The organism is Pseudolysinimonas kribbensis, assembly GCF_030161895.1.
GTDB lineage: Bacteria > Actinomycetota > Actinomycetes > Actinomycetales > Microbacteriaceae > Pseudolysinimonas > Pseudolysinimonas kribbensis.
The window spans coordinates 869119-882046 of sequence record NZ_BSVB01000001.1; the positions used below are offsets into that span (position 1 = coordinate 869119).

Annotated in this window: 11 protein-coding genes and 1 pseudogene; 2 read left to right on the top strand and 10 right to left on the bottom strand. The window is 72.7% G+C overall.

Annotated features, from left to right (window positions below; genetic code table 11):
* Window positions 1-38 precede the first annotated feature (38 nt).
* The 4 genes and pseudogenes from QQK35_RS04820 to QQK35_RS04835 form a co-directional block, all read right to left on the bottom strand.
* Window positions 39-1527, bottom strand: a pseudogene (locus tag QQK35_RS04820) (sensor histidine kinase).
* Window positions 1528-1537: 10 nt separating this feature from the next.
* A complete protein-coding gene (locus tag QQK35_RS04825; RefSeq protein WP_284253176.1) occupies window positions 1538-2278 on the bottom strand; it encodes a MinD/ParA family ATP-binding protein in 741 nt (246 codons plus the stop codon).
* A complete protein-coding gene (locus QQK35_RS04830) occupies window positions 2200-2817 on the bottom strand; it encodes a hypothetical protein (RefSeq protein ID WP_284253177.1) in 618 nt (205 codons plus the stop codon). The genes QQK35_RS04825 and QQK35_RS04830 overlap by 79 nt, the downstream gene beginning before the upstream one ends.
* Complete coding sequence (locus QQK35_RS04835) at window positions 2814-3497, bottom strand: hypothetical protein (protein ID WP_284253178.1); 684 nt, start codon at window positions 3495-3497, stop codon at window positions 2814-2816. Before QQK35_RS04835 ends, QQK35_RS04830 begins: the two co-directional genes overlap by 4 nt.
* An 88-nt stretch (window positions 3498-3585) precedes the next feature.
* On the opposite strand from QQK35_RS04835, the gene QQK35_RS04840 reads away from it, so the two are divergent.
* Entirely contained in the window at window positions 3586-3861 is a 276-nt protein-coding gene (locus QQK35_RS04840) for a helix-turn-helix domain-containing protein (protein WP_284253180.1), read from the top strand.
* Between the two features lie 10 nt (window positions 3862-3871).
* Here QQK35_RS04840 and QQK35_RS04845 read toward each other — a convergent pair whose 3' ends face one another.
* Window positions 3872-4441 (bottom strand): hypothetical protein, encoded by a 570-nt coding sequence (locus QQK35_RS04845; RefSeq protein ID WP_284253181.1) that lies wholly within the window; start codon window positions 4439-4441, stop codon window positions 3872-3874.
* Between the two features lie 137 nt (window positions 4442-4578).
* Here QQK35_RS04845 and QQK35_RS04850 point away from each other — a divergent pair, with 137 nt between their 5' ends.
* Complete coding sequence (locus QQK35_RS04850) at window positions 4579-5025, top strand: Rv3235 family protein (protein ID WP_284253182.1); 447 nt, start codon at window positions 4579-4581, stop codon at window positions 5023-5025.
* A gap of 181 nt (window positions 5026-5206) precedes the next feature.
* Here QQK35_RS04850 and secA read toward each other — a convergent pair whose 3' ends face one another.
* The 5 genes from secA to mtrB all read right to left on the bottom strand — a co-directional run bounded on the left by secA (window position 5207) and on the right by mtrB (window position 12928).
* Window positions 5207-8026 carry a preprotein translocase subunit SecA gene (secA, locus tag QQK35_RS04855; protein ID WP_284255602.1) on the bottom strand — a complete coding sequence of 940 codons (2820 nt, stop codon included), beginning with the start codon at window positions 8024-8026 and terminating at the stop codon, window positions 5207-5209.
* Window positions 8027-8119: 93 nt separating this feature from the next.
* Entirely contained in the window at window positions 8120-8758 is a 639-nt protein-coding gene (gene hpf / locus QQK35_RS04860; RefSeq protein ID WP_284253183.1) for a ribosome hibernation-promoting factor, HPF/YfiA family, read from the bottom strand.
* A gap of 93 nt (window positions 8759-8851) precedes the next feature.
* Window positions 8852-9568 carry a ComF family protein gene (locus QQK35_RS04865; RefSeq protein WP_284253184.1) on the bottom strand — a complete coding sequence of 239 codons (717 nt, stop codon included), beginning with the start codon at window positions 9566-9568 and terminating at the stop codon, window positions 8852-8854.
* Window positions 9569-9632: 64 nt separating this feature from the next.
* Window positions 9633-11330: an LpqB family beta-propeller domain-containing protein gene (locus QQK35_RS04870; protein WP_284253185.1), complete on the bottom strand. Its 1698-nt coding sequence runs from the start codon at window positions 11328-11330 to the stop codon at window positions 9633-9635.
* The gene (mtrB, locus tag QQK35_RS04875) at window positions 11327-12928 is read right to left on the bottom strand and encodes an MtrAB system histidine kinase MtrB (protein WP_284253186.1); all 1602 of its coding nucleotides are present in this window, start codon (window positions 12926-12928) and stop codon (window positions 11327-11329) included. The genes QQK35_RS04870 and mtrB overlap by 4 nt, the downstream gene beginning before the upstream one ends.

Genomic DNA, 12928 nt, shown 5'->3' on the forward strand with positions numbered 1-12928 from the left:
TTCCCCGCGGCGGAAGGCGCGACGCCGCACCCGGCGCGTCAGGGCTTCTGCAGCCACAGGGTCGGCACCTCGATCGTGACCTCGGTGCCCTCCCCTCGAGGGTGTGCCAGTCGATCGTCCCGCCGAGCTCGCCCTGGATGAGCGTCCGCACGATCTGGGTGCCGAGCCCCGAGCCGACCTGACCCTCGGGCAGGCCGACGCCGTCGTCACGCACCTTGACGATGAGCTGGCGATCCTTGCGCTTGGCCGAGATCTCGACCGTGCCATCCCGGCCGGCGAGGCCGTGCTCCACGGCGTTGGTCACGAGCTCCGTGAGCGCGAGCGCCAGCGGCGTCGCGTACTCGCTCGGCAGCACGCCGAAGCTCCCCTTCTTCGTGGGATGCACGGTCGTGTTGTGGGTCGACGCGACCTCGGCGATGAGCAGCAGCACGCGGTCGAATACATCGTCGAAGTCGACGTTCTGGCTGAGCCCCTCGCTCAGGGTGTCGTGCACCACCGCGATCGCGGCGACCCGCCTCATGGCCTGGGTGAGCGCCTCCCGCGCGGTGTCGCTGTGCGCGCGCCGGCTCTGGATGCGCAGCAGCGACGCGACCGTCTGCAGGTTGTTCTTGACGCGGTGGTGGATCTCGCGGATCGTCGCGTCCTTGGTGATCAGCTCCTGCTCCTGATGCCGGACCTCGGTGACGTCGCGCACGAGCACGATCGCGCCGATCCGCTCCTCGTGGTGCCGGATCGGGATGGTGCGCAGGGTGACCGTCACGCCGCGCGCCTCGATGTCGGTGCGCCACGGCGCGCGGCCGGTGACCACGAGCGGCAACGACTCGTCGACGATGAGCCGTCCCTCGAGCAGCTGGGTGGTCACCTCGGCGAGGGACTCGCCCTCGAGCTCGCCCTGGAAGCCCATCCGGTTGAAGGCCGAGAGTCCGTTGGGGCTCGCGAACGTGACGACACCGTCGAGGTCAAGCCGGATGAGGCCGTCCGCGGCGCGGGCGCGCCGCGCCGGGGTCCGGATGGCGCGCCCGGGTCGGGGAAGTCGCCCGACGCGATCATCGCGAACAGATCGTTGGCGCACTGGTTGAAGGTCAGCTCCTGCCGGCTCGGCGTGCGCGCCTCGCTGAGGTTGCTGTGCCGCGTGAGCACGGCGATCGGCGTGTGCTGCGCGGCAGCGCCGCCGCCGGACGCCCGGCGGACGACCGGCACGGCCCGCACCCGCGTCGGCGTCTCCTCGTACCAGTCGGGCGCGGCGGTGTCGATGATCCCGCCCGTCGCGAACGCATCGGACACCTGCTGACGCCACTCCGGCTTGATCGGCTGACCCACGAAGTCGCGGTAGAAGAGGGTCGCGGCGGACGACGGGCGCGAGTGCGCCGCGGCGATGAAGCCGCCGTCGGAGGTCGGCAGCCACAGCACGATGTCGGCGAACGCGAGGTCGGCGATGAGCTGGGCATCGGCGACGAGCAGGTGCAGCCACTCGACGTCCGCCTCCGATCGACCCTGCGCGACGGCGAGTTCGGACAGGGTCGACATGCTGAAAAGACTAAGCCGTGCGTCTCGACTCCGACGGCCGGGCCCACGGTCGGCGCCGGCGCCCCGGTGAGGGCCGGACACCGCCGTCGCCCTCGGGCCGGACGCGCGCCGCCAGCTCGCGGATGGCGGCCGTCGCCGGCGACCGGGGTGCGGCATCCGGCAGCGGACGCCCGCTCAGCAATGCGGCGTCGAACGCGGCCGGATCCCAGGGCACCAGCAGCGGGTCGCGCACACCGCCGAAGCGGGCGAGGGTCTGCCGCACCTGTGCCCCAGGACCCAGCCCGATCGCGCCGGCGCGCACCTTGTTGACCACGGTGACCACGCGATCCGGGTCGACCAGCTCGAGCAGGTCGGCGTGCACGCGGAGATAGCGGGCGAGGCCGACCGGGTCGGCCGCCGCGACCGCGACCACCCGATCGGCGGCCCGCAGCGCGGCGATCGTCGCCGCATTGCGTCGCGGCGCGGCGAGGTCGCTGGAGAGCTCCTCGTCCTGCTCGAGGCTCGCCGCCGTGTCGACGATCGTCATCGGCGCCCACGCCCGCAGCGCCGTGAGCACCCCCTCGACGCGGTCGCCGCCGAGCTCGGGCCAGCGGCTCGCGCGGCCGATGCCGGTGAGCACCCGGAGCGCACCGGCGCCGTGCGGTTGCGCGATGCGGTCGAGCTCCGCGCCGGTCAGGCCGCCGGTCGGCGCGAGGCGGCAGGCGGCCGCGAAGCCGGGCGCCTCGTCCAGGAGCCCGAGCGCAGGCGCCACGGACGCGCCATGGGTATCGGCGTCGGCGAGCGCGACGGCCCCGCCGCCGGCGGCGAGCTCCGCGGCCAGCGCCACGGCGATGGACGTCCTCCCCGGCGCGCCGACCGGGCCCCACACCGCGACGACGGTGCCGCGATCCACGCGCCGTCCCGGGGGCGCAGCGTGGTGCGCTCGTCGACCTCGTCGGCGTCGTCCGCTCCGGATGCCGCCCCGCCCCCGCGCGGCAGGATCGCCTCCCAGCCCGCCGGGCCCTCGATCACGTCGAGCACCCCCAGTCCCGCGGCATGTCGCCGCTCCGAGGGCTCCGACGCGATCACCACGAGCCGCACGCCGAGCCGGTCGCACGCGTCGAGCAGCGGGCGCCCCAGGTACTGCGGTCCGGCGCCGCAGACCACCAGGTCGGGCGCCGTCGTCGCGAGGCGGCCGGCGAGCTCGTCGCCGCCCGAGCAGCGCGCGACGACCCGGTGTCCGTGCCGCGCCGCGTCGGCGGCGAGCGCCTCCTCCTCGGCGAGCGGCAGCGCGAGGGCGACGTCGCTCACGGCGCGTCCGAGAGGCCGAGGCCGGCGGGCACGATCGCCAGGTCGTCGCCGGCGGCGATCGCGGCGAGCACGCGGGCGACGCGGGAGCGCGGCAGGCGCACCTCGACGACGCTGCCCTCATGGTCCGCGGTCAGGGTCTGATCGCCGTCGAGCACCCGGACGACGGTGGCGTCGGAGACGATGACCGACGGCGGGGCGATGCCGTCGCCGTCGGGGTCGGCGCCGTCCGTCGTCACGGCGAGCGCCGTCACGGGAGCGGCCGACCACACGTCGACCCGGGCCCCCGCCTTCACCGCACCGCTGACCCGCGTCGCGAGCCGCAGCACGAGCGAGGTGTCGTCGGCGTCCGCGTGGCGGCCGACGGACGACGCCGGCACGAGCTCGCCCTGCGCGACCGGACGCGTGATCACCAGGCCGCCGTGCGGGATGTCGCCGACGCCGAGGTAGAGCGCGTCCGAGCCGTCGAGCGCCACGCCGCGCGCCACGAGGTCGGAGGCGTCGATGCGCTGCCCCGGCTCGAGCGGACCGGCCGCCGCGTACACCTCGGTGCGCCGGTCGACGGACGCGACGATCCCGACGGTGGCGGCGACCGAGGCCGCGACGAGCAGGAGCCCGATGAACAGCCGCGGGTCGGCGAACCGCCGGCGGCGGGTCGTGGAGGCGGGAGCGGGAGCGGACATGGCGACCATGCTCGCCCGCACAGCGCGGGCATCCCGGGAGTTATCCACACTCCGGTCACCGGCCTCCCCGGCGCCCATAATCGCTGTCATGACGGCATCCGACGGCGATCCCCGCGGGCTGGGACGGTTCCTGACCCTGGCCGACACCGCCGAGATCCTGAACATCTCGGCGAGCCAGGCGTATGCGCTGGTGCGCTCCGGAGAGCTGCCGGCGATCAAGGTCGGCACCAGCGGGCACTGGCGCATCGAGCGCGATCGCCTCGAGGACTACATCGCCGACAAGTACGAGGAGAACCGCCGCCGCGGGCTCTGGCACCAGGCGGAGTTCGCCGACGTGCCGGAGCTGTTCGCCGGGCGCGACTGAGACACCGCGTTCAGAACCGCAGCATCCGGATGCCTGCGAAGGGCAGGATCCGTACCGCACGCACCGCGCCCGGCCGGCGCGGTTCACCCGGGTCGTGCTCGGCCAGGTCGACGTGGTCGCGCCCGACCCGGTCGATGGTGCCGTGCAGCGCGCGGGAGGCGGTCGTGACGTCGACCGGGCAGCGCCGGCGGCACAGGTCGCGCAGCACGAACGACAGGCCGAGGCGCCGGGAGAGGGCGTCGGGGCGCTCGGGCGTCGGCTCGAGCGCCCCGGCGACGGGCGTCGCGCCCGCCAGCAGTCCCGCGATCGCGTCGAGGGGCACGAGGCACGACGCCGCCCGCGCGCCGGTCGCCGCACCGGAGACCCAGTCGCGGCCGATCGCCTCGACCCGCAGCTCCACACGCGTGCCCTCGACCAGCTCGACGACGATCTGCTGGCCGGAGAACGCCACGATCCGGTCGCGCAGGGTGAGCCGACCGAGGCGCAGCCGCTCCTCCTCGGCGGCGACGTCGAGCTCCTCGGCGCCGAGCTCCTGTTCCAGCTGACTCTCGAGGTCGGCGAAGAGGTCGTCCCAGCGCACCCCGCGACCGTGCCACCCGGAACGCCGGTCGGGAGGGATCTGTCCACAGGGGAGATCTGCCCATCGACAGCGCTTCGTGAGTCGTGCTTAGGTGTGGGCACCCCGGTCGGGGGACAAACGGGATCACCGGGGGTGACATGAGCACGGCGGCCGTTCAGCCCATCCGGGTCGAGGTAGCACCGAGGAGCCGGGGCCGGCTCGACACCGACGACTTCTTCGGTCAGCAACCCGCCTCCACGCGATCGCTGCCCGATCCGCAGCCGCTGCTCGAGAACCTCACCCGCTGCGTGATCGAGATCCTCGCCGGCGCGCGCGACCTCGAGCAGATCGCCCGCTGGGTCGACGACGACGTCTACCGGAGCCTGCTGAAGCGCGTGGTGCTCGCGGCCCGCGCCCGCCAGGTGCGCGGCCAGCCGGTGGCTCGCCCGGCGTTCCGTCTCGGATCGGTGCGCGTGTGCGAACCGCGCGACGGCGTCGTCGAGGCGGTCGTCGTCGTGCACAACCGGGCGCGCTCGCGCGCCGTCGCCATCCGGCTCGAGGGTCTCGACCGGCGCTGGCGCGCGACCGCGATCAGCGTGCTGTAGTCGCGGCGGCGCGGATCGGCGCCGTGCTGTAGTCGTGGCGGCGCGGATCGGCGCCGCCCACAGCGAACCGTCCGGAGAAGTGACGTGGCTCCGACCCGTCGTACGAGGGGCCGGAGCTTCACGGCTGGGATTCGGGCCCCGCGTCAGCGGCGCTTCTGCTGCGCGCGGCGCTCGGCGCGGTTCATGGGCGCCGCCTCGCCGTTGCCGGCACGCTGCCCGAACGCACCGCGCCCCGAGCCGGCCTGCTGACCGCCCGCGCGCTGGCCACCGGACTGGCCGCCGGACTGACCCCCTGCGGCGCCTGCTCCTCGGTCGGCGGCGCGACCGCGTCCTCGAACGAGGCCGCCTGGCGCTGCGCGCGCTCGGTCGCCCCGCGCTCGAGCCGGCCGCTCTGGTCGCGCACCTCCACCTCACCGGACGCGTCGTCCGACGGGGCCGAGTACGACAGCGCCTGCTGCTCGGCGGCACTGAGGCCGCGGGCCTCGACCGTGCCGTCCGGGCCGGTGACCTCGACATCCAGGTTGAAGAGGAAGCCGATCGACTCCTCGCGGATCGCGCCCATCATCGACTGGTAGAGCGAGAAACCCTCGCGCTGGTACTCGACGAGCGGATCGCGCTGCGCCATCGCGCGCAGTCCGATGCCGTCCTTGAGGTAGTCCATCTCGTACAGGTGGTCGCGCCAGCGACGGTCGATCACCGAGAGCACGACGCGCCGCTCCAGCTCGCGCATGGCCGGGGAGCCGAGCTGCTCCTCACGGCGGGCGTAGGCGAGCTTCGCATCGGAGATCACCTCGTCCTTGAGCGCCTTCGCGCTCAACCGGCCCTTCGTGCCGACCTCGCTGACGACCTCGTCCGGCGTGATCGACACCGGGTACAGGGTGCGCAGCTCGGTCCAGAGCGCGTCGAGGTCCCACTCGTCGCTCTGACCCTCGGCGGTGTGCTCCTCGATGACCTCGTCGACGACGTCGGTGAGGAAGCGCTGCACGCGCTCGTGCAGGTCGTCGCCCTCGAGGATGTGCCGGCGGTCGCCGTAGATGGCCTCGCGCTGGCGGTTGAGCACGTCGTCGTACTTGAGCACGTTCTTGCGGATCTCGGCGTTGCGCGCCTCGACCTGCGACTGGGCGGACCGGATGGCACGGCTCACCACCCGCGACTCGATCGCCAGGTCGTCGGGCACGTTGCCGCGCCCCATGAGGGCCTGCGCCGCGCCCGCGTTGAACAGGCGCATGAGGTCGTCCTCGAGGGACAGGTAGAACCGGCTCTCGCCGGGGTCGCCCTGACGCCCGGATCGGCCGCGCAGCTGGTTGTCGATGCGGCGCGATTCGTGCCGCTCGGTGCCGAGCACGTAGAGCCCGCCGACGTCGATGACCTTCTGCGCCTCGACCTCCACCTGCTTCTTGACCGTGGCGTACACGCTGTCCCACTCGGCCTCGTACTCCTCGGGCGTCTCGACGGGGCTGAGGCCCTTCTCGTGCAGCTGCGCCACGGCGAGGAACTCCGCATTGCCGCCGAGCATGATGTCGGTGCCGCGGCCGGCCATGTTGGTCGCGACCGTCACGGCGCCCAGGCGGCCGGCCTGCGCGACGATCGCGGCCTCCCGCGCATGGTTCTTCGCGTTCAGCACCTCGTGCTTGACCCCGCGCTTGGCCAGCAGCCGGGCGAGGTACTCGCTCTTCTCCACGCTCGTGGTGCCGACCAGCACCGGCTGGCCCTCGCGGTGGCGCCCGACGATGTCCTCGACGACCTGATCGAACTTGGCGGTCTCGTTCTTGTAGACGAGGTCGGACTGGTCCTTGCGGATCATCGGCTTGTTCGTCGGGATCGGCACGACGCCGAGCTTGTAGGTCGACATGAACTCCGCCGCCTCGGTCTCGGCGGTCCCGGTCATGCCGGAAAGCTTCGTGTAGAGGCGGAAGTAGTTCTGCAGGGTCACGGTCGCGAGGGTCTGGTTCTCGGCCTTGACCTCGACGCCCTCCTTGGCCTCGATCGCCTGGTGGATGCCCTCGTTGTAGCGGCGCCCGACCAGGATGCGGCCGGTGTGCTCGTCGACGATGAGCACCTCGCCGTTCATGACGACGTAGTCCTTGTCGCGCTTGAACAGCGCGCGGGCCTTGATCGAGTTGTTGAGGAACGAGATGAGCGGGGTGTTCGCCGACTCGTACAGATTCTCGATGCCGAGGTAGTCCTCGACCTTCTCGATGCCGGGCTCGAGCACGCCGACGGTGCGCTTCTTCTCGTCGACCTCGTAGTCCTCGCCGTCGACGAGGCGCCGGGCGATCGAGGCGAACTCGGTGAACCAGCGGTTCGCGTCGCCCGACGCCGGGCCCGAGATGATGAGCGGGGTGCGCGCCTCGTCGATGAGGATCGAGTCGACCTCGTCGACGATCGCGAACTGGTGGCCGCGCTGCACCATGTCGCTCGCCGACCACGCCATGTTGTCGCGCAGGTAGTCGAAGCCGAACTCGTTGTTCGTGCCGTAGGTGATGTCGGCCGCGTACTGCTCACGGCGCTCCGCCGGGTCCTGGTTGTTGAGGATGACGCCCGTCGTCATGCCGAGCGCCCGGTACACGCGCCCCATGAGCTCCGACTGGTAGCTCGCGAGATAGTCGTTGACCGTGATGACGTGCACGCCGCGGCTCGCGATCGCGTTGAGGTAGGCGGCGGTCGTCGCGACCAGCGTCTTGCCCTCACCGGTCTTCATCTCGGCGATGTTGCCGAGGTGCAGGGCCGCGCCGCCCATGAGCTGCACGTCGAAGTGACGCATGCCCAGCGTGCGCTTGGAGGCCTCCCGCACGGCGGCGAACGCCTCCGGCAGCAGCTCCTCGAGCGACTCGCCGTTGCCGTAGCGCTCGCGGAACTGCACCGTCTCGGCGGTGAGCTCCTCGTCGCTCAGCTCCTCGAACGACTCCTCCAGGTGATTGACCGCCGTCGCGTAGTTCTTCAGGCGACGCAGGGTGCGGCCCTCGCCGACGCGCAGGACCCTCTCGAGGGGATTGGCCAACGGGATCTCCAGACATCCGGGCACGCCGAGGAGGCGGCCGTTACCAGATGGTGACTCTACCAATGAGGAGCGGTCGCAACCTGAGGCGGGGCGTCACTCCTCCTGAAGCGAGATCACTCCGTAGTCCCAGCCGACCCGCCGGTAGACCACGCTGGGCCGGTCGGTGCGGGCGTCGACGAAGAGGAAGAAGTCGTGGCCGACCAGCTCCATGCGGTCGACGGCCTCCTCCTGCGTCATCCGCTCGGCCGGGAAGACCTTCTGCCGGATGACGACCGGGCTCCACGGCTCGTCCTCGTGCTCGTCCTCGAGCACGGCGATCGATCCGGTGGAGACGCGTTCGAGCACGTCGATGCTCGCCGGGACGACGTCGGCGACCCGCCCGTTGCCGGTCACCTCCCGCATCGAGGCGGGGCGGTGCTGCCCGCGATGGATCTTGCGGCGGTCCTTCGCCTGCCGGATGCGCTCGATCAGCTTCTCGAGGGCGAGATCGAATGCGGCGTACTTGTCCGCGGCGCCCGCCTCGGCGCGCACGATCGGTCCGGGGCCGATGAGGGTCAGCTCGACGCGGTCGTCGCCGTTCGCGCCGCTCGACTTCTCGTGGTGGCGGCAGACCCGGATCTCGAGGGCGAGCGCCCGTTCCGCGAGGGCGGAGACCTTGTCGGCCTTCTCGGTGGCGTAGTCCTCGAACCGGTCCGGGATCCCCACTCCACGACCGGTGATCGTGATGTCCATCGCAGCCTCCTTCGCTCTCGCGCTCTCGCGTGGGGACTGCCGATCAGGCGGTTCCACGCCTTTCGGGCCACGCTAGTCCGCGGGGCCCCCGTGTCACCCGGCGGGGCCTGAGGGGTTGCGATGAGTCGTCGCAGCATCGCCTCCGAACCCGGCGACACGCCGCGGCGTCGACGCGATGGCGGCGTAGGCGAGCACCTGCGCGCCCGCCTCGCGGAGGGCGTCGGCCGCGGCCATGAGGGTGGCGCCGGTCGTCACGACGTCGTCCACGAGCAGGAACCGGCGGCCGTCGAGAGGCCCTCGCGCGACGAAGACGCCCGCGAGGTGGCTGCCCCGCGCGGTCGCGCTCAGCGTCTTCTGGGCGGGATGCGGCCGTGCCGCGCGGAAGACCGGCGCGACCCGGAATCCGGCGGCCGCGAGGGTGCGGCGCACCGGGTCGTATCCGCGACGACGGCGAGCACGCCGCGTCGAGGGCACGGCGCAGAGCTCCAGCACGCCGTCGGCCGCGCCGCCCTCGACCGCCTCCGCGCGAGCCGCGGCGACCGCCGCGATCAGCGCCGGTGCCAGGCGCCCGGCGAGACCGGGACGGTCGCTCTTCATCGCGACGATCACCTCGCGCGCGATGCCCTCGTACCCCAGCCCGGCGAGCACCGCGGTGCCGTCGGCGAGCACCCGACGACGCGGCACGGGGGCGAGGGCTGCGATGCACGCGCCGCACAGGGCGCGATCGTCGGCACCGCATCCCGCGCATACGACCGGCAGGAGCAGCGCGGCGGCGTCGAGGAGCGCGGCGCGCAGCGGTGTCTCGGGCATGGCGGGACTCTGGCCGACCCGGCGGGCACCGCGGGGACGCCGGCGGAGATCGGTGGATGCCCTGCTACTGCTGCGTGCCGAGGAGGGTGAGCTTGGCGCCGGTCGCCTGCCAGTCGTCGCCCAGGCTCGGCTGATCGAGTTGACCGGACGCGAGCAGCACGCGCACCGCGTCGAAGCCCGATCCGGTCGCCCCCGCCGCGAGCGAGCGCGCCGCGCGCACGACACCGTGCGGCGTGGCCAGCCCGCCGAGCTCGTACTCGGTGATCTCGTCCAGTCCCGACGGCTCGCCGGAGATCACGGCGACGGAGCCGGCGTCGACCCAGGCGGCGTCGATGATCGGGCGCGAGGAGTCGACGGCCACCTCGAGCGGGGTGCCGAATCCGGTGGGCGCCCCATCCTTGTCGCGCTGGATGCCGAGCACGATGAGCCGCGACCCGGTGTCGGTGGCGAGACCGGCCAGCAGGCGGGTGCCGTCGCGCGAGACCGCGATCGAGACCAGGCGCCCGTCGACCGTGAGGGGGACGGCGTGCTGTCGGCCGTCGCCGCGGACGGCGATGAGCGATCCGGGATCGGCCTGCGCGCTCCAAACGTACCCTTCGGGATCCAGCGCGGGAGCCAGCAGGCCGCTGCGTGCGTCGACGACCGGATGCGCGTCCGGCGTCACCAGGCTCACCCCGCCTGTGCCGAGCACGGCCGCCGTGGTGCGGTCATGGCCGAGCGTCACCGCCGTCGGCGCGAGCGACTGCACATCTGCGCCGATCGAGGGCAGCGCGTTGACGCCGGTCGCACCGACGGCGCCGAAGACCTTGCCATCGGATCCGATGGCCTCGTAGGTGACGCTCGGCGACCCGTTGGCGGACGAGCCCTCCGTCGCGGGCACGGCGAGCCCGTTCGCGGTCATCGAGACCGCGTGCACGTCGAGGGCGCGCAGGCTCCAGGTGAGCTGTTGCAGCATCCGGGCCTGCTGGAGGGCGCCGGCATCGGCCACTCCCGAGCTGAGGTCGACGGTGATCTCACCCGAGTCCGCGATGGGCGGGCCGCCGAGCTGGGTGCCGGAGGGGAACGCCGACACGACGACGGGCGAGGCGAGCCACTTGGCCGGTCCCGCCAGCAGAGCCCCGACGATCCGCTGCAGGTTGCCGTCGCCGCCCAGGTCGGCGAACCAGCGGAGGTCGGGCACGAGGTAGTCGTAGCCCGGGTCGAAGAAGTAGAGGTCGTACGGCCGGGCGATCGAGCCGAGGTCGCGGGTGCGCAGCACCGTGCCGTCGGGCGCCCGGTCGATGCGCCACTGCCCCTTCTGCTTCACGAGATGGAATGACAGCTCCCGCTGAGCCGCGCTCTGCGCCGTGTACACCCCGGTCGCGTCGATCAGACCGACCACCTCGAGCCCGACCGAGAAGTCGGCGGCGGCGGCGGTCGGAGACAGGTCGGCCTCCGGCGCTACTGGGGTGTCGCTGATGAGGGTCCACGCCCCCGGCTTCCACGTCGACTGGAGGGAGCTCGTGAGGTACTCCTTGGCGACCTGATAGCCGCCCTGCGGTCCGCCACCGGCGCGCACGAAGCCGGCGACGATCTCGCTCGGTGTCATCCCCTTGTCCGGCCCGCTCACCGCCCGGATGGTGCCGTCCCCGCCCTGGTCCTGCTCGATGCGCTGGGTGCTCACGCCGCCCCCGGTGGGAATCGTGACGCAGCCGGCGAGGGCGACGAGCGCGACGAGCGCGGCGACGAGCCCGGTCGCCGGCCCCGCGATCCGGCGCCTCACGACGCGGCCTCGATCGTGTCGGCGGGCTCGGCGGGCGGCAGCTCGATGGGCGATCCGTGCACCACATCGCCGCGACGCCGCGGCAGGGTGAGACGGAAGCACGAGCCCTGCTCGGGCGCCGACCAGACCTCGAGAAGACCGCCGTGCACCGTCGCATCCTCCTGCGCGATCGCGAGACCCAGGCCGGTGCCGCCCATCGTGCGCTGGCGCGAGGGGTCGGCCCGCCAGAACCGGTCGAACACGCGCTGGGTCTCGGTGGCCGACATCCCGATGCCGTGATCGCGCACCGCGATCGCGACGGCGTCCGCGTCGCTGTCGACGTGCACGTCGATCGGCCGCCCCTCGCCGTGGTCGATCGCGTTGCCGAGCAGGTTCTGCAGGATGCGGCGGATGCGACGCGCGTCGACCTCGGCCTCGAAGTAGCCGCCCGGGGCGATGACGCGTACCGCCGTCCCGCGTTCCTGGGCGACCGGCTGCACCGACTCGACCGCGTCCTCGACGAGGCGCACGAGGTTGGTCGGCTCGATGTCGAGCTGCACGGCGCCGGCGTCGTACCTGCTCATCTCGAGCAGGTCGCCGAGGAGCACCTCGAAGCGCTGGGTCTGCGCGTGCAGCAGCTCGGCCGTGCGCTTGGTCGCCGGCGGGAACTCCTCGCGGTGGTCGTACAGCACGTCGCCCGCGAGCCGGATGGTCGTGAGCGGCGTGCGCAGCTCGTGCGAGACGTCGGAGACGAACCGCTGCTGCAGCCGCGACAGGTCGGCCAGCTGCGAGATCTGGTGCTGCAGGCTGTCAGCCATCCGGTTGAAGGACCGGGCGAGCGTCGCGAGCTCGTCGTCGCCGCGCTCGGGCAACCGCTCCTCGAGCTGGCCGGCGGCGAGCTTCTCGCTCGTGTCGGCGGCCTCGCGCACCGGACCCACGATGAGCCGCACGATGATGTACGCCACCGCGCCGATCAGGATGACGAGTGCCATCCCGCCGAGGGCGAGGGTGCCCTGCACGAAGTTCAGCGTGTTCTGCACGTCGCCGAGGTCGTAGACGAGGAACAGCTCGTAGCGTCCGGCGCCCGGGATGTCGACGAGCGACCCGGTGGTGACCCCCGGCGAGGTGGCGCCGGTCTTCGGGTCCACGAGCCCGATCGACTGCCACGACACCTTGTCGAGGCCGCCCGTGCGCACGGCCGCCCGCAGCGCGTCGCTCACCATGCCGTCGGAGAACGCCGGGCTCTGTCGATCCTCGAGCGCCGGGATGCCGCCCAGCCCGGGCGCCCGCTGCAGCGCGATGAGCGGGTGCGTCGAGACGCCCTGCACGATCACGTCGATCGCCCGATCCCCCGCGTCGTCGATGTCGGTGGGGTCGTCGGACGCGGAGGACTGGGTGAAGACGCTCTGCGCCGCAGTTGTCGCGCGACCGGCCTCGGCCACGATCTGCTCGCGGCGCTGATCGAAGAGGTTGCCGCGCACGCTCACGGCGATGTAGACCCCGATCGCGAGACTCGCGACCGTGGAGAGGAGGAGCGTGACGGCGACCGCGCGCACGCGCAGCGACCGGCGCCAGACGCGCACGAGGCGCTCCAGCCATCCCCGCCAGTCGAATCGCAT

Excerpts from the sequence above, each read along its gene's own strand:
- QQK35_RS04835 (WP_284253178.1), bottom strand. The coding sequence starts at position 3,497 with ATGTCCGCTCCCGCTCCCGCCTCCACGACCCGCCGCCGGCGGTTCGCC.
- QQK35_RS04840 (WP_284253180.1), top strand. The coding sequence starts at position 3,586 with ATGACGGCATCCGACGGCGATCCCCGCGGGCTGGGACGGTTCCTGACC.
- QQK35_RS04850 (WP_284253182.1), top strand. The coding sequence starts at position 4,579 with ATGAGCACGGCGGCCGTTCAGCCCATCCGGGTCGAGGTAGCACCGAGG.
- hpf (WP_284253183.1), bottom strand. The coding sequence starts at position 8,758 with ATGGACATCACGATCACCGGTCGTGGAGTGGGGATCCCGGACCGGTTC.
- QQK35_RS04865 (WP_284253184.1), bottom strand. The coding sequence starts at position 9,568 with ATGCCCGAGACACCGCTGCGCGCCGCGCTCCTCGACGCCGCCGCGCTG.
- mtrB (WP_284253186.1), bottom strand. The coding sequence starts at position 12,928 with ATGCGATTCGACTGGCGGGGATGGCTGGAGCGCCTCGTGCGCGTCTGG.